Raw genomic sequence first — 15545 nt, 5'->3', positions numbered from 1 at the left:
CCCGCCGAATCACGCGCGTTCGAGGTCGACGACCAGCGGCCGGTGATCGGAAATGTCCATGGGCTCGGCGATGACGGCCTTGCCGCGCAGGCGGCGATCGTCGGTCAGGATGTGATCAAGCTGGCGGTTGGGGGCGTGCGCGGGGAAGGTCGCGGCGGCGGCCAGCGCCCGCATGCCCGACCAGCGCCGCACCGTCTTGGGTGTCATGTTGAGGTCCCCGGTCAGCAGCCGCGGGCCGGGAAAGCCGCGCAGGTCGTGCACCAGCCGGCGCAGCTGACGCCGGTTCCAGCCGGGCACGAAGGACAGGTGCGTGTTGGCCACCGTCAGCTCGCCCATCGGGGTGTCCAGCCGCGCGATGACCGCCGCCCTGGGCTCCTCGTCGACCACCATGACGCGGTTGGGTCCCGGAAGGTACATGGGAAAGCGCATCGGAATGCGGGGCAGCCGCACCACCTGCCAGCTGGCCACCGGATACCGCGACAGCAGCGCGATTCCGTAGGCTGCCGTCCCCGGTTGTTCGCGACCCGTGGCGGCCATCCAGGTCGCCCCGGGCGTTCCGGAGATCGCGGCCACGAACCGGTGCTCGACGGCACCCATGGCCTCGGCCGCCACCGCGGTGAGGTCGGCCCGCTCGGACCGCGGCTGATCGCAGTCGACCTCTTGCAGGCTGAGCACGTCGGGATCCAGGCGGCGCACGCAGTCCCGCAGCCGCTGCACCTCCACCCCGTCGCCGACGGTGCGGCCATGCAGGATGTTGAAGGTCGCCACGCGCATAGGGTTACTCTTACCCACTTTCACCGGTCGGGCAGTCACGGGCGCGGTCAGCGGAAGACGACTTCTCCGACGGCCAGCAGCCGCTGCAGGACGAACGGCGGCAGAATGGGCGGTGTGTCATCGCGCCCAGGTCGCAATTGGCTCCGATAGCATTGCGCTGCTTGGCGTTTGCGATTCACGGCCAATCCGGGTGCGGGGACCGAGCGGGCGCGGTCCCACGGCACCACGGGGTCACCCGGCGTGGCCCAGTGCCACATCCAGACTGGATATTCCAGCAAGGTGACGCCGGTGCGCACGCATGCCGCGGCGGCCGCGCGTCCCACCGCCTCGTAGTCGGGATGCCCGTCACCCCGCCAGGTGGCGGCACACCAGGTGCCGGGTCCGGCGGACCGCAGTATCTCGGCCAGGCCTTCGGTCAGCCGGTCCTCGTGGTCGGCCAGCTCGCCGTCGGGCAATCCCAGCCGCAGAGGCTGGGCGACCCCCAATATGCTTGCGGCCCTGCGTAGTTCGTATCGACGGGTCGTCGACAGCCGAATCCGGCCGGATATCGTGACGCCGGACTGGGCGGCGCCCCCGTCGCTGACCGACACCACCCGGACGTCGACACCGGACGCGCTCAGCGCCGCGATCGTCGCACCCAGGCCGAGGGTCTCGTCGTGCGGATGGGTCGCCACGACGATCAGGCGGCGGCACCCGGTGAGATCGAGCGGCGGCAGGGGAGCGCGCTCAAAAGCGGCCAGCCACAAGGGTGCGGGGGTGCCGCCGTGCGTCAGTGGCTTGGCCGCGAAGCGGGCGCGGTTGCTGATCGGCGCGGTCCTCATCGCGGCCTCAGCCCTGGCAACCGGCGAGCCGACCGAGCTCGGCGAGATCGCGCTCGGCGTGGCTTTGCCGAATGTAGATGCTCAGGTCGGCGACGCGCTGGGCGTGCCGGCCATCCTGGCAGAGCGGGCCCGGCCCCAGCGCGCGGCCGGTGCGGGTGATCGCTTCGTCGACCGCGTGTTCCACCACCGTGCGGACGCGGCGGGCCAGCAGTTGAGCGGTGCCGGCCCGATCGAAAGGGTCGGAGTCGACTTGGGCCGCCGCGGCGGCCAGGATCGCGTCGCTGGCGGCCAGCGCGGCGTCCACGGCGCCCAGGTGTGCCAGCGAATAGGCGTCGGCGGATTCGCTTTTGGCGCAACGGTATAGGGGATCCGCGACGCGGCGGGCACCCCCGAGCCAACAGGCGGCCACACCGATCGCGCCGTGCCAGAACCCGGGCCGGTTCACGTAGTCGCCGGGATCGCCCACCGCGACGGCGTGCGTATTGGTGAACTGCACGGGCCGGGTATCGCTGCCGGCCATGCCGGCGTTCCACCAGGTGCTTGGCAACGGTTTGACGCTCGCGTCAGTCACCTGCACGGCGAACAGGCCCCGGGTTCCGTCCTCGAGGCGGGCGGTCACCAGGGCGTGGGTGCAGAAGCCGGCGCCCGAGCACCATACCTTGGTGCCCGACAGCGTGAAGGCGCCGTTGATGTGGGTGGCGGTGAGCACCGCGTCCGGGGATTCAGCCGCCCATACTCCCCATAGGTGGCCGGATTCCGGCGGTTTCCCGCCCAATTCGTGAAGTATCGCCACGGCGTCGAGATGTGATTCGGCGACCCTGGCCGCCACGATGTTCTCTTCCGCGAGCGCTGAAAGGCGTTGCCAGCGTTCGGCGGTGCGTCCCGATGCGGGCAGTGGCAGCTCGAGTCGGCCCGACTCCAGCCAATGCCTGACCAGTCCCGCCGTCACGCGCAATCACCCGCCGCCGATCTCCCCAGTTGCCCGAGGTGGTGAGCAGACCCGTGTGGCGCCCGAGCCAGGGTCCGCGCCGACGTGCCGGCGGAAAGTTCGGTGTGGCGAGGAAAGCGGTACGCGCCGCACAGGTGAGTCAGCTCCGCCCGGTCGTTGCGGGCGGGGATCATGACAGCGGCTTCGTAGGCGCTGAGCCAAGCAGTCGACACGACAAAAGACTTGCCCAATTGGCCGCATGTTAAACGGTCTTAGCAATTCGCGGGCGCGTTAGTGCAGGTTGTAGGGGCCGCCAGTGGGGTATGACCTAGGCACCATGACAACGATCAAAACCCACGTCGATGCACCCCCGTCCAGCGCACAGCTGCGGGAGGCGCTGCGCGGTGCGGCGTCGGCGCTGAAGGAGAACGGCCCGCCCTTCGCGTTGGCGGGCAGTTACGCGTTGTGGGCGTATGGCGCCCCGGAGCCCACCCATGACGTGGACCTGGTGGTGGCCGAGTCCGACGTGGACGAGGCGGTGGCGACGCTGCGCGGTGCGGGCTTCACCGTTGAACGCCCGCCGGAGGACTGGTTGTTCAAGGCGCGCACCGGGGACACCGTCGTGGATGTGCTGCACCGCCTCAACGGCGTGCGGGTGGACTCGTCGACGCTGGACTGCGCCGAGCAGCAGGACGTGCTGGCCATCAGGATGCCCGTATTGCCGCCGACGATGGTGCTCATCCAGCAGCTGCGGTCCCTCGGCGAGCATTACTGCGACTTCGCCAAGCTGCTGCCGGCCGTGCGGGCCGTCCGTGAGCAGCTGGACTGGGAGCGGATCCGGGCGCGCACCGCCGACAACGATTACGCGGTCGCGTTTCTCGTGCTGGTCGAGCGGCTCGGCCTCACCGCTCAGTGATTGCGCAGCTTGGCTACCAGTTTGTCTTTCGTGAGGCTCGAATAGCCTGACATGCCAAGCTCTTTCGCCCGCTTCCGCAACTGCGGAACCGTCCAGTCCTGATAGGACCCCGACTTCCCGCCCTTGCGCGAAACCGAGGACTTGCCGCGCGCGGCGGCCGCATTGGAGATTCGGGCGGCCTTTTCCTTGGAGTCGCCCTGCTTGCGCAGGTCCTTGTACAACTTTTCGTTCTTGATCGACGAGTTCGGCATGATTCACCCTCCTGTCCACGATCAGACTTCTGAAGAGTGCCCGCCGTACCCGCACCGAAAACCCCAGGTATTGAGCGTGGCCGGCGACTATCCCGCACCGAGTTGAATACCTACCATTGAGGCGGGTAGTCGAAAGTGGTGATCGGGGCGACTGGCGAGAACGGCGAATTGCGCGGCGTGGTGGCGATTGGCGCCTCCGCGGGGGGAGTGGAAGCGCTGTCGAGGCTGGCGGCGGGGTTGTCCCCGGACGTGCCGTACGCCTACCTGGTGACCCTGCACATCCCCGCCGGCGCGCCAAGCGTTTTGGCTCGCATCGTCGACCGCAGTGGTCCGCTGCCCGCCGTGACCGCCGAGCATGGCGCCCCGCTCCGACCCGCCCACATTTACGTGGCCCCGCCCGACCGCCACCTGCTGGCCGCCGACCATCGGTTGGTGCTGTCGCAGGGTCCGACCGAGAACGGGCACCGGCCGGCGATCAACGCGCTCTTCCGCTCGGTCGCCCTGGCTTTCGGTCCCCGCGCGATCGGCGTCCTGCTGTCGGGCGTGCTCGACGACGGGGTGCTGGGCTTGGGTGCCATCCGGTCCCGCGGCGGCACCACGATCGGTCAATCACCCGACGACGCGTTGTTTCCCGCGATGCCGGTCAACGCGCGCGACGCGGGCGTGCTTGATCGCGAGGCGGCGGCCGCGGACATCGGGGCCGTCCTCAAGGAGTTGTCGCACCAATCGTTGAAGGACCTGACCATGGAACGCGACGCAGCGATGGAACTTGAGAATCGGATCGCGATGATGTCGCGATTCTCGACCGACTTCGACACCCAGCAGCTGGGCGCCCCGTCCGGGTACACCTGCCCGGACTGCAACGGCTCGCTGGTGTCCATCAGCGAGGGCAACTTCCGCTGCCAGGTGGGGCACGCCTGGACGGCCGACGCGCTGCTCGCCGCGCGGGACAGCGAGGTCGAGGGCGCGCTCTGGGTGGCCCTGCGCAGCCTGCAGGAGAAGGCCCGCTTGGCGCGGCAACTGGCGGAGAAAGCGGGGACCGGTCCGCTCAACGTGCGCTACACGGGCCTCGCCGAAGAAACCGAGCGGGCGTTGCAGGTGCTCAGCGACCGGTTGTCGAGCGGTGGTGATCCCGATGGTTGAGCGGAGCCCGTCCATCCGGGTCGACACAGATCCACAACACGATGTGCCGGTCCTGGTGGTGGACGGCGTGCTCGACAGCTCCACGTACCGGGGCCTGCGCGACACCGTGATCAAGGCCGCGCTGGATGAGCCGCGCGCGGTGATCGTCGATGTCGACCGGCTCCGCGTGCCGACGGACTCGGCCTGGACCGTTTTCACCAGCGCCCGCTGGCACGTCAGCACCTGGCCGGACGTACCCATCCTGCTCGTGTGCCCGGAACCGTCGGTCCGGCGGGCGATCATCGGGGCCGGCGTGGCCCGCTACGTGCCCGTCCACCCGAGCCGCGAGCGGGCGATGGAAGCCGTCCGCAGCCGGTCGCTACAGGGCAGGCGCCGCGCGCGCACCGAGCTGCCCCGCTCGGACGGCACCCTCGGGATGGCCGGGGCCGTCGTCACCGACTGGCTCACCGAATGGCGTCAAAGCGAGGCCATTCCCATCGCGACCACGGTGGCCACCGTCTTCATCGAAAACGTGCTCGACCACACCGACAGCGCGCCGGTGCTGGTGGTCGAGAGCTATCGAGAGACCGTCACCGTCGCCGTGGAGGATGGCAGCGACCAGCTGCCCGTCCGGCACGAGGATGCCCGGCGCGGCGCCGAGATCGTGTCCGGTCTGGCCATCGTCGCGGCGCTGTGTCGGGCGTGGGGTGCCACCCCCACGTCGTCGGGTAAGACCGTCTGGGCGATGGTCGGTCGCGAGGATCGAATCTGACGGCCGCGAGTAATGTTCAAAGTCTTCGGCCACGCTCGATGCGGACGGGACTTGAATGGATGGCACGACCGATGAGGCTTTCGAGGCCCTGCTGCGCTACATGCGGGACTCTCGCGGCTTCGACTTCACCGGGTACAAACGCACGTCGCTGATGCGCCGCGTCCGCCACCGAATGGATCAGGCGGGCTACACCACCTTCGAGGAATACCTCGACTTCCTGCAGGCCAGTTCGGACGAATTCGCCGCGCTCTTCAACACCATCCTGATCAACGTCACCGCCTTCTTCCGCGACCCGGAGGCGTGGGAGTACATCGCCTCCGAGGTCATCACCAGGATGCTGGCCGAGCGCGGTCCCAGCGATCCGATCCGGGTCTGGAGCGCCGGATGCGCGTCCGGCGAGGAGGCCTACACGCTGGCCATGTTGCTGGCCGAGGCGCTGGGACCCGAGGGCTTCCGGCAGCGGGTCAAGATCTACGCCACCGACATCGACGAGGACGCGCTGACCGAGGCGCGCGCCGCCTCGTATGACGCCAGGGCCGTCGAGGCGGTGCCACCCGAGCTACTGTCGCGCTATTTCGAACAGGTCAACGGCCGCTACGTGTTTCAGAAGGAGCTGCGCCGCGCGGTGATCTTCGGGCGCAACGATCTCGTCAAGGATGCGCCGATCTCCCGTGTCGACCTGCTGGTGTGCCGCAACACGCTGATGTACCTCAACGCCGAGACGCAGCGAAACGTTTTGGGCCGCCTGCATTTTGCGCTCGCGCCGCAGGGCACGCTTTTCCTCGGGCACGCCGAGATGTTGCTCAGCCACGGGGACCGGTTCACGCCGCTGGACCTCAAGCACCGCATCTTCCGTAAGGCGATCGGAAGCCACAGCGGCGTGGAGCGCTACGACCCGGCCGGGGCGTTCTACGAGCGCAACATCGACCTGACGGGCCTGACGACCGTGCGCGACTTGGCTTTCCGCGCCAGCCCGGTGGCCCAGATCGTGGTCACCGGCGAGGACACCGTCGCGATGATCAACCAGCAGGCCGAGACGCTGTTCGGGCTCTCGGCCCGCGACATCGGCCGCCTGCTGCGCGACCTCGAGGTGTCCTACCGTCCGGTGGAGCTGCGCGCCTATCTGGAGCAGGCCAAGGTGGAGCGGCGCTCGGCGCGGATCCAGGACGTGAAATGGCAGCGGCCGGGCGCCGAGACGGTGTGGTTCGAAATCCACGTCAACCCGCTCGTCGACGCCGAGAACGGGCTGCTGGGCGTGTCGATCGTGTTCTTCGACGTCAGCGCGACGCGAGCCCTGCTGGACAAGGTGGTCCAGACCAACCGCCAGCTGGAGGTGGCGTACGAGGAGCTGCAGTCGACCAACGAGGAACTCGAGACCACCAACGAGGAATTGCAGTCCACCGTCGAGGAATTGGAGACCACGAACGAGGAGCTGCAGTCCACCAACGAAGAGCTCGAGACGATGAACGAGGAGCTGCAGTCCACCAACGACGAACTGCACACCATCAACGACATGTTGCGGGAACGCAGCCTCGAACTGGACGAGGCGAAGGTGTTCCTGGATTCGCTGGTCGACTCCGTCCAGATGGGCATGCTGGTGGTGGACCGCGAGATGAAGGTGATCCTGTGGAACCGCGGCTGCGAAGAGCTTTGGGGTCTGCGGTCCGACGAGGCGGTGGGAACCGCGCTGACCGCCTTGGACATCGGCCTGCCCATGGACGGCGTGCGGCCGTTGATCGGCAATGCGTTCGTGGACGCCGACGGCTCCGGTGAGACGGAAGTGGACGCGATCAACCGCCGAGGACGACCGACCCGGGTGCGCGTCACGTGCACGTCGTTCCGGTCGGGCAAGGGGACGGTCGGGGGCGCCCTGTTGCTCATGGAGGTCGTGAGCTAGCCGCGTCAGTGCCCCCACCGCGCGGCCGCCTCCTCGGCCGCCTGGTGCGCCAACTGCGCGCGGCGCCGCGACTCCGCGGCCCGGCGGCGGGCCGTTGCCACCGTGTCGGCGGTGGCACCGCGCCCAGCGGAGAGGTCCCTGCGTCGACGGCTGAGCTCTTCGGCGCGCTCTCGCGCGAGGTCCGCCCGGCCCGCCGCGGTGTTCTTCGGGTCCTGATCCGATGGCGCCGGTGCGGCCGCGTCGCCTTCCTCCATTGGGGCTTGCCGCCACACACCCCGACCTTCGTCGGGCAGTGGCGCGCCCTTGGCGACCTCCGTCAGCACCCGGCCAATTCGGTGAATCGGCAACACCACGTCGGCCCCTGCGCGCGCCGATGCCACCGGCATCGACGAGTGCTGGGCGGTGTCCGGACTCTCCGCGATGACGATCGCGCCGGCCCGCTTCATCGCCGCGGTGCCCGCGGCCCCGTCCTGCCCGGATCCCGACAACACCACCGCAACGCTGCGCGGTCCGTACGATCTGGCAACCGACCGCAGCAGGACGTCGAAGCGGCGCACCCCCAGATCCCTGATCGCGCGCAGATGACAGCGGCCGTCCGGCGTGATCTCGAGATGCATACCCGGCGGACAGACCACCGCCTGACCCGGGCAAACCGGCCGCCCGTCGCGTGCCCAACGGACTTGCTGCGCGGTCTGGCGCCGAAGAATCGCCGGCAGGACGCTGTCGTGGTCGCCGAGGTGCTGCTGCACGACGATGGCGGCCGGAAAGTCGCCCGGCAGATCACTCAGGACCGTCGACAGGGTGTCCAGACCCCCCGCCGACGCCAGCAGGACTACCACTTCGACGGCGGGCCGGTGCGGGTCGCTCGCCACCCCCTAAGTCTTCCAAACCGACGGCCGCGCCACAGTCCGGCGAGCGATCCGGTCCCCCTGCGCTATCCGCGATGCGAAACGGCGGCGCGCCAGGCGAAGCCGCCGCACCGCCGTAGTTTCGCGGATACCGGGCCGGGTACGCCCCCACGCCATGGAGACCCGAGGGGGTAGGAAGTGAGGATCGCGATCGTCAGCGGCGACGACATCGTCGGCGACGACCCCCGGCAACTGTCCGCCGCGCTGGCGGCGCGTGGGCATGAGGTCACCGAGTTCGTCCGGGGCAAGGGCCGCGGGCGTGCGGTAACCGGCGCCGACGGCCACCGCACCCTATCGGTGCCGGTCGGTCCCCGCGCGCCGAAGTCGGCCTCCGACGTGCTGCCGTACGTCGGCGACTGGGCGGGCGCGCTCTCGCGCGAGTGGTCCGCCGAGGCCCCCGACGTGGTCCACGCGTACGGCTGGCTCGGCGGTCTGGCCGCCCAACTGGCCGCCCGGCGACGCGAAATACAAACCGTCCAGAGCTTCCTGGGGCTGGCCACCACCGGTGCGGCGCCCGAACCGGGCGGCGCGTCATCGGAGGGCGAACGGCTGCGCGTCGAACCGCTGCTGGCGCGCAGCGCGACCTGGGTGACGGGTGAGAGCTCCGATGACGTCGATGCGCTGAGCCGGTTGCGCCGGAGCCGGGCCCGTGTGTCCGCTTTGACGAGCGGGGTGGACGTGGAGCGGTTCAACTCCTGCGGCCCGGCGCTGGCCCGGACCGACCTGCATCGCATCGTTTGCCTGGCGCCGAACCCCATGCCCTGCAACGGCTTCGACATCGTCATCAGGGCGCTGGCCAGGGTCCCGGCCACGGAGTTGGTGATGGCGGAGACGGAAGCCCCGAATCCTGAGTACGACGAGACGCGGGCCCGGCTGCAACGTTTGGCCGCCGAGTTGGGGGTGTCCGACCGAGTCCAGTTCGCCGGCGCCGTTGCCGGTGATGAACTGCCGATGCTGCTGCGCTCCGCCGATGCGGTGGTGTGCACGCCGAGACAGCCTCCGCGCGCCACGGTGGCACTACAGGCGATGGCCAGCGGCGTGGTGGTGGTGGCTTACGGTGTCGGTGTGCTCAGGGACGCCGTGGTCGACAATGTCACCGGGCTGGTGCTGCGGCCGGGAGGAGCACCCGGCCGATTGTCGACCACGTTGAGAAGCCTTCTGGCACACCGGTTTCAGTGCGAAAGCATGGGCTCGGCGGGTCGCAGCCGCGCACTGTCCCGTTACGCCTGGGACCGGATCGCGCTTGACTGCCTCAACATCTACCAACCGTCGGCTTCCCCGACTTGGTTGCCGCAACGCTTGCAGTCAACGGCCGTACGGTGATGCAATGAGGGCAGCGCGCGAAGCCCTGGGGGAGCGCCGACTATGACCGCCTTGACGAGCGTTACCGATAACACCGGCCCCGGTGAGGTGGCCGGTGCGGTGGGCTGCCTGCCCGTTGCGGGCCAAGCCGATCGCACGCGCGGTGATGCGGGGCGGCGCGTTCGCGGTCCGGCTTCGGCGCTTCGACATGATCAGTTCCGCACCGTCGAGCCACAGGCCGCGCGGGAGTTCTTCGCCGGCGCCTACAATCCCGCCTGGCGCGTCGCCGGGCTCACGAGCCGTTCGGCCGTTTCCCATCGGCGGTGCGAAGCGGGGGCTGTGACAGTCGACGACGTGATGATCCAGGGACGCGTCGCGTTGGAGATTGCGGCCTCGGACAGCATCATCGTGATCCAGCCCCGCGGGGGCTCGATGAGCGTTGCCGGGGGGCCGCCCGTCACGGTGGATTTCCCGGTGCTGGTCGCCCAAGGCATGCCATGCGTGTTGCAGTGCAACGGCGCCCGATTCGACGTGGTGAGCCTCGCCGCGGATGTGCTGCATAAGGTCGCCGCGGATTGGCATGCGCCGCTGCCCAGGCAGATCCACTTCCTGGATTGGCGTCCGCGTTCGCGAGCGGCCGTGCGGGCGTGGCACCGGGCGCTGGATTACGTTGCCCTGACCCTGGCGGGCCCGGATACCGCCCACCAGCCACTCGTGGTGGCGGGGCTGGCCCCCTTGCTGGCCGGCGCGCTGGTGGAATGTTATCCATCCAACGTCACGGAGCTTGACCTGGCCAACGAACCCTCGCTGCCCGAAACGCTCAAGGACGCAGTGTCTTTCATCCATCGGCACGCCGCCGGGGATGTCAGCATCAACGACGTCGCGGCCGCGGTGCACCTCACGCCCAGGGCGGTGCAGTACCTCTTCCGCCGCCAACTCGGCAGCACGCCAACGGAATACATTCGCCGCGTTCGCCTCAGCCGGGCCCACCAGGAATTGTTGGCCGGCACGCCGTCCCACACCACCGTCACGGAGATCGCCCAGCGTTGGGGATTCGCGCACACCGGCCGATTCGCGGTGCTGTACCGGCAGACGTACGGCCAGAGCCCGCACACCACCCTCCGGCACATGACCGCGGGGTCGTGACCGCGACACGCCGCTGAACCGCAGCTCAGACCGCCGCGCGAGAGTATTTCGCCAGGTCGCCAGATCAACACGCCGAACAATGTTTTTCGCACGGCGAGCCGTAGGCGAAAACGCCAGGTTGAAGGCGAATCCCGCCCGCGCGGCCCGCGTTCGTCGCCGCGGATGCGTACCGGCGGCCGCCATTGCCGGTAGGCTTGGGTCAGGTTGAGTCCCCAGCTGCCGTTATCTACGGGCGCCAAACGGACACCGTCGTCGCTCGCCCTGCCTTATCAAGCCTGAAGGGCGCATCTCACATGACTGTTTTACCCGATCTACGTACACCCGATCGACATCGGCCAGAGCTGCTCGGAGAACCCCGCAGCCGCTACCAAATCGATTGCGCCGGAGCGCAAATCCATGTGCACGCCCGCAGCGCCGCCACGGTCCTGCGCATCGACGGTGAAGTCGACGCGGCCAACACCGACCTGATCGCGGAAGCGATCCGCCGTTTCTCGCGGCTGAGGGCCCCGCTGATCCTCGACCTCACCGGCCTGGATTTCCTTGCCGGTTCGGGCCTTCGAGCGCTGCTCACCCTCAACGAGGAGCATCGGCAGGCCCAGCTGCGGTGCAGCATTGTCAGCGGCGCGGCGCTGCGCCGGCTCACGCGGGTGCTGCCCGACCACGCCCTGCCCATCGCCGACTCGGTCGAAGCGGCCCTGGCGCACATCGAAGGTGCCACCATGGCCCGTCGGCGCTTGGTTTCGGGCCCCGCTCGGCAGCACGAGCCGCAGCGCGACGCGGCGACGCGGCTGCGCGGGATCGCGTCCTAACGGCCGAGCCGGTGCATGAGCTGGTCCGCGGCGTAGCGGCCGCTGGCCATCGCGCCGTGGACGGTGGCCGGGTTGTCGACGCCGACCGCCTCACCGGCCAGGTACAGCCGATCGCCGATCGGTTCCTGCAGCCGGCGCCGGTCGTCGAGGCCGGAGCCGGGCGCATGAAAGGAGTAGGCGCCGCGCGCATATGGATCGGCGCTCCAGTCGGACGTCTTGACCTCCACGGGCACGGCGTTGCCGAACAGGCGGCGAGCGATGGGCTGCGCGGTGGCCAGCAGATCGCGCGGGGACGAGGACTCCACGGTCCGACCGCGGCTACCGGCGTTGAACGCCAACACGATTGGGCCCGCCGCCGCGGACAGGGTGAACCATTGGGCCCACGCGCCGCTCTCAGCGGCGAGGTACTGGTAGAAGGCGTTGTCCACCGACCAGCCCCGGCGGTCGAAACGAAAGAAACTCTTGGACAGCACCCCGAAACCCAGGGCGTCCACCGCGTGGCCGTGGCGGCCCGCCAGGGGCGGATCGAAGGCGATGGCGCGGGCTTTCAACACGCCCAGCGGTACGGTCACGATCGCGGCGGGACCCTGGAACGAACGATCGTTAGCGCGCACCACGACGAAGTCGTCGCGTTGCACGATCCCGGTCACCGGCGTGTTCAGTTCGACCTGAAGCCCGCCGGCGAGAAGCTTCGGCAGGGCGTCATAGCCGTTGGTGATGACGTCCTGATCGCCGCCGGTGTAATCGCCCTCGTCAAAACTGATGGCCGACAGCTGATCCGCGTCGGCGGCGAATTCGTCCTCGATCTCGGTGGTGAGGTAGAAGGCCAACTGGGCGCGGTCGGCGTCCGAAAGGCCTTCGGCGCCGGCCGCGGCGTTGACGGCGGCCGCCAGGCTGCCGCCGCCGAATTGGTAACGTGCCTGTTCCACGAACGCGCGCCACGGCGTCGGGTCATAGTCCAGCGGTGGGAGTTTGGGATCGACGACCAGCTTGGCCCAGCCGTAGTAGTCGGTCGGGACCATCTCGGCCCCCGCCTGCCGCGCCAGCCCCAGCAACGGGTTGTCCGCCGTGCCGTGGATCCACGACGCGCCCATTTCCAGCGGTGCGCCCCAGTCACGGTCGGTCAGGATCCGGCCGCCGACGCGGTCCCGGGCTTCGATCACCCGGACCGGCCATCCCGCGTCTACCAGCACGCGAGCGGCGGACAGGCCGGCCATGCCGGCGCCGACGACGAGGATCGACCGGGTGTCCGTTGGGGGCGGTCGCGTGGGCGGCGGACGCCGTGGGCCGCAGGCGGCCATCAGTCCGCCGCCCACCACACTGGTGGTTGCCGCGATGAATTCCCGACGGGACATCGGGTACACGGGTGTTAGCGTCTCATATGGGGAACGGTTTGCCGGATTAACCGAATCCGAACGGACGATTGGGATAAACTTCCGACAGTCCTTAACTGCGGCGACGAGGCCGGGTTGAATGGGGGAGCGGCGATGAGTGCTCGGCGGTCGGCTCGGGCGATGGACCCCTATCCCGAAGTGTTGCCCCCCAGCGAGACCGTGAGCGTCCGTGCCACCGACGGCACCCGGCTGCACGCCGAGGTGTTCGGGCCTGCCGACGGCTATCCGATCGTCCTGACCCACGGCATCACCTGCGCCATCCGGGCCTGGGCCTACCAGATCGCCGACCTGGCCAACGACTACCGGGTGATCGCGTTCGACCATCGCGGGCATGGGCGCAGCGGTATGCCGCGCCGCGACGGATTCAGCCTGAAACACCTTGCCTCGGACCTCAATTCGGTGCTGGACGCGACGCTGGCGCCGCACGAGCGCGCCGTGCTGGCCGGGCATTCGATGGGGGGCATCACCATCGCCGCGTGGTCGGCCCGGTACCGGCACATGGTGCGCCGGCGCGCCGACGCCGTCGCGCTGATCAACACCACGACCGGGGATTTGGTCCGTAAGGTGCAGTTGCTGTCGGTTCCGCACGGCCTGTCGCCCGCCCGCGTCGCCGCCGCCCGCGCGCTGATCAACGCGTTCGGCGGGTTCCCGATCCCGAGCGCCGCCCGGATCCCGAGCCGCTACCTGGTCGGCATGCTGGCGGTGGGCAAGGAGGCCGACCCGGGCGTCGCCAGGATCGTCCACCAGTTCTTCGAACAGACGTCACCCGCGGGGCGCGCCGGCTGCGCCAGGATGCTGGTCGCCGCCTTGGGATCGCGATACCTGGAGCTGGACGGTTTGACCGTCCCGACGCTGGTCATCGGCAGCGAACGCGACCGGCTGACCCCGATCGGCCAGGCCCGCAGGATCGCGGGCACGGCGCCCAACGTCGTCGGCCTGGTCGAGCTGCCCGGCGGCCACTGCTCGATGCTCGAACACCCGCGTGAGGTGAATCGGCACCTGCGGGCGCTCGCCGAATCGGTGGCCCAGGACGTACGGATCAGTTCATAGCAAGGCGGTGATCTCGGCGGCCGCCCGCTGGCCGGACCGCACGGCGCCGTCGAGGAATCCCGTCCATTCGTCGGCCGTCTCGGTGCCGGCCCAGTGAATCGGGCCGACGGGCTCGCGCAGGAACGGCCCGAACCGTGTCCACGATTTCGGAGGAACCGCGGCAGTGGGCCCGCCGGGCGCGAATTGTTCAGCGCCCCAACGGTGGTCGACGTAGTCGAGCGGTTTGAGCGCGTCGTCGCCGAACAACCTGGCAAAGCAGTTCAACGCCGCGTGCCGACGTTGGTCGGGGGCCAGCTCGTCGAACTCGCGCGCGTCGACGAACCCCATCAGGATGCCCGGCCCGTCGGCGTGCGGGCTGACGTCGAAGGTGATGAAGACCGGGCCCGTGTCGGACAGCGCCTGGCCGGAGAAGCCGTTGGCCCGCCAAAACGGTGTGGAGTACGCCGCATAGGCCTTGCTGAGCCGGCCCTGCGGCCAATGTTGGGCGAGTTGGTGATATTCGGCCGGCAGCGGGGGAGCGAACTCGATCGATGCGCGATGGGCGGGCGGCACCGCGACCACCACGAATCCGGCCTCGGCCTGGCCGACGTCGGTGGTGACGGTGACGCCCGCGCCGTGCCGGTCGATGCGGCTGACCGGCGCGCCCAGCACGACGCGCGTGCCGAGCTCGGCCGCCGCCGCCTCGGCGATCTGCTGGGTGCCACCCGGAAAACGGTCCTGCTGCGCACCGTTTTCGACGTCGAGCAGCCGGTCCAGGCCGCCGGCGGCGTGCGTGTAGCGGGCCGCGTGCAGCATCGACACCTCGTCGGGCTCACACCCCCAGGTCACCCGGGACACGATCGCGAGCAGGTCACGTGACGACGCGGTGGCATGCACCGAGCGCAGCCAGTCGCCGAGTGAGACGTCGTCGAGCTCGCGCGCCCGGCGCGCGTCCCACGGGGCATCGACCGGGATGCTGCGGGCGATCCGGTCGAATTGCCAACGCAACCGGCCGATGTCGAGCAGCCCGGTCAGCGAGAGCTTCGGAATGGTCCCGCGGTAGGAATGCGTCCAGCCGCGCCAGTGGATCACGTTCTTGCCGTCGTGGTGGGTCGGAATGGTGGGGACGTCGAGCTCGGCCGCCAACGCCAGGACCGCGTCCTGGGTGGGTCCGACGAAGGTGCCGCCCAGATCGGCGGGCAATCCCGCCACGCTGCCGGTGAAGGACCGACCGCCGACGCGGTCGCGACCCTCGAAGACCACCACGTCATGGCCTTGGCGGGCCAACTCGCGCGCCGCGGCAAGCCCCGCAAACCCCGCACCGACCACGACAACGTCGACGATCCACGGCGGATTTGGCACGGGGAACAGTCAACCGCAATTCGCGTGGTTTCGTGCGGCAAACGCCCGACACCCGCGAACGTCGTTCGCATCACGGCGACGGCAAACATTCGCTGACGTCGGCACATTGGCTAC

15 protein-coding genes are annotated in these 15545 nt (G+C 69.4%); 8 read left to right on the top strand and 7 right to left on the bottom strand.

What is annotated here, in order from left to right:
- Positions 1-9: 9 nt before the first annotated feature.
- The 3 genes from A5681_RS07505 to A5681_RS07495 are packed head-to-tail and all read right to left on the bottom strand — an operon-like array spanning position 10 to position 2544.
- Complete coding sequence (locus A5681_RS07505; RefSeq protein WP_067271507.1) at positions 10-774, bottom strand: endonuclease/exonuclease/phosphatase family protein; 765 nt, start codon at positions 772-774, stop codon at positions 10-12.
- 47 nt (positions 775-821) lie between these two features.
- On the bottom strand, positions 822-1595 hold the full coding sequence (locus A5681_RS07500; protein WP_067271505.1) for a PIG-L deacetylase family protein: 774 nt from the start codon (positions 1593-1595) through the stop codon (positions 822-824).
- 7 nt (positions 1596-1602) lie between these two features.
- Positions 1603-2544, bottom strand: coding sequence for an acyl-CoA dehydrogenase (locus tag A5681_RS07495; protein WP_067271499.1), 942 nt, complete (start codon positions 2542-2544; stop codon positions 1603-1605).
- Between the two features lie 316 nt (positions 2545-2860).
- Here A5681_RS07495 and A5681_RS07490 point away from each other — a divergent pair, with 316 nt between their 5' ends.
- Entirely contained in the window at positions 2861-3439 is a 579-nt protein-coding gene (locus A5681_RS07490; RefSeq protein WP_067271496.1) for a nucleotidyltransferase family protein, read from the top strand.
- Here A5681_RS07490 and A5681_RS07485 read toward each other — a convergent pair.
- Positions 3433-3690 (bottom strand): DUF7218 family protein, encoded by a 258-nt coding sequence (locus tag A5681_RS07485; RefSeq protein WP_067271494.1) that lies wholly within the window; start codon positions 3688-3690, stop codon positions 3433-3435. The two genes, A5681_RS07490 and A5681_RS07485, sit on opposite strands and share 7 nt — an antisense overlap.
- Before the next feature lie 135 nt (positions 3691-3825).
- Between A5681_RS07485 and A5681_RS07480 the strand changes: the two genes are divergently transcribed.
- Genes A5681_RS07480 through A5681_RS07470 form a run of 3 tightly spaced genes read left to right on the top strand, consistent with a single transcriptional unit; the run spans position 3826 to position 7481 of the window.
- Positions 3826-4833, top strand: a complete 1008-nt coding sequence (locus A5681_RS07480) for a chemotaxis protein CheB (RefSeq protein WP_067271491.1) — start codon at positions 3826-3828, stop codon at positions 4831-4833.
- Positions 4826-5584, top strand: coding sequence for an STAS domain-containing protein (locus A5681_RS07475; RefSeq protein ID WP_067271650.1), 759 nt, complete (start codon positions 4826-4828; stop codon positions 5582-5584). Before A5681_RS07480 ends, A5681_RS07475 begins: the two co-directional genes overlap by 8 nt.
- A gap of 55 nt (positions 5585-5639) precedes the next feature.
- Positions 5640-7481, top strand: coding sequence for a CheR family methyltransferase (locus A5681_RS07470; protein ID WP_067271488.1), 1842 nt, complete (start codon positions 5640-5642; stop codon positions 7479-7481).
- Between the two features lie 5 nt (positions 7482-7486).
- Here A5681_RS07470 and A5681_RS07465 read toward each other — a convergent pair whose 3' ends face one another.
- On the bottom strand, positions 7487-8353 hold the full coding sequence (locus A5681_RS07465; RefSeq protein WP_067271485.1) for a chemotaxis protein CheB: 867 nt from the start codon (positions 8351-8353) through the stop codon (positions 7487-7489).
- Positions 8354-8527: 174 nt separating this feature from the next.
- Between A5681_RS07465 and A5681_RS07460 the strand changes: the two genes are divergently transcribed.
- From A5681_RS07460 to A5681_RS07450, 3 genes are all read left to right on the top strand, one after another.
- Positions 8528-9712, top strand: coding sequence for a glycosyltransferase (locus tag A5681_RS07460; RefSeq protein WP_067271483.1), 1185 nt, complete (start codon positions 8528-8530; stop codon positions 9710-9712).
- Positions 9713-9754: 42 nt separating this feature from the next.
- Positions 9755-10837 (top strand): helix-turn-helix transcriptional regulator, encoded by a 1083-nt coding sequence (locus A5681_RS07455; RefSeq protein WP_067271480.1) that lies wholly within the window; start codon positions 9755-9757, stop codon positions 10835-10837.
- Positions 10838-11235: 398 nt separating this feature from the next.
- Entirely contained in the window at positions 11236-11646 is a 411-nt protein-coding gene (locus A5681_RS07450) for an STAS domain-containing protein (RefSeq protein WP_082968238.1), read from the top strand.
- Here the strand turns inward: A5681_RS07450 and A5681_RS07445 are convergent.
- Complete coding sequence (locus tag A5681_RS07445) at positions 11643-13001, bottom strand: flavin monoamine oxidase family protein (protein WP_067271644.1); 1359 nt, start codon at positions 12999-13001, stop codon at positions 11643-11645. The two genes, A5681_RS07450 and A5681_RS07445, sit on opposite strands and share 4 nt — an antisense overlap.
- Before the next feature lie 132 nt (positions 13002-13133).
- Here A5681_RS07445 and A5681_RS07440 point away from each other — a divergent pair, with 132 nt between their 5' ends.
- On the top strand, positions 13134-14090 hold the full coding sequence (locus A5681_RS07440) for an alpha/beta fold hydrolase (RefSeq protein WP_067271478.1): 957 nt from the start codon (positions 13134-13136) through the stop codon (positions 14088-14090).
- Here A5681_RS07440 and A5681_RS07435 read toward each other — a convergent pair.
- Positions 14085-15431 (bottom strand): flavin monoamine oxidase family protein, encoded by a 1347-nt coding sequence (locus A5681_RS07435; protein ID WP_067271476.1) that lies wholly within the window; start codon positions 15429-15431, stop codon positions 14085-14087. The genes A5681_RS07440 and A5681_RS07435 overlap by 6 nt on opposite strands.
- Positions 15432-15545 lie beyond the last annotated feature (114 nt).

It is taken from the genome of Mycobacterium scrofulaceum (assembly GCF_001667885.1).
GTDB lineage: Bacteria > Actinomycetota > Actinomycetes > Mycobacteriales > Mycobacteriaceae > Mycobacterium > Mycobacterium scrofulaceum_C.
The sequence above is the reverse complement of the archived record's forward strand: the minus strand, read 5'-3'. Positions and strand labels throughout refer to the sequence as shown.

Excerpts from the sequence above, each read along its gene's own strand:
- A5681_RS07505 (WP_067271507.1), bottom strand. The coding sequence starts at position 774 with ATGCGCGTGGCGACCTTCAACATCCTGCATGGCCGCACCGTCGGCGAC.
- A5681_RS07500 (WP_067271505.1), bottom strand. The coding sequence starts at position 1,595 with ATGAGGACCGCGCCGATCAGCAACCGCGCCCGCTTCGCGGCCAAGCCA.
- A5681_RS07490 (WP_067271496.1), top strand. The coding sequence starts at position 2,861 with ATGACAACGATCAAAACCCACGTCGATGCACCCCCGTCCAGCGCACAG.
- A5681_RS07485 (WP_067271494.1), bottom strand. The coding sequence starts at position 3,690 with ATGCCGAACTCGTCGATCAAGAACGAAAAGTTGTACAAGGACCTGCGC.
- A5681_RS07475 (WP_067271650.1), top strand. The coding sequence starts at position 4,826 with ATGGTTGAGCGGAGCCCGTCCATCCGGGTCGACACAGATCCACAACAC.
- A5681_RS07470 (WP_067271488.1), top strand. The coding sequence starts at position 5,640 with ATGGATGGCACGACCGATGAGGCTTTCGAGGCCCTGCTGCGCTACATG.
- A5681_RS07455 (WP_067271480.1), top strand. The coding sequence starts at position 9,755 with ATGACCGCCTTGACGAGCGTTACCGATAACACCGGCCCCGGTGAGGTG.
- A5681_RS07445 (WP_067271644.1), bottom strand. The coding sequence starts at position 13,001 with ATGTCCCGTCGGGAATTCATCGCGGCAACCACCAGTGTGGTGGGCGGC.
- A5681_RS07440 (WP_067271478.1), top strand. The coding sequence starts at position 13,134 with ATGAGTGCTCGGCGGTCGGCTCGGGCGATGGACCCCTATCCCGAAGTG.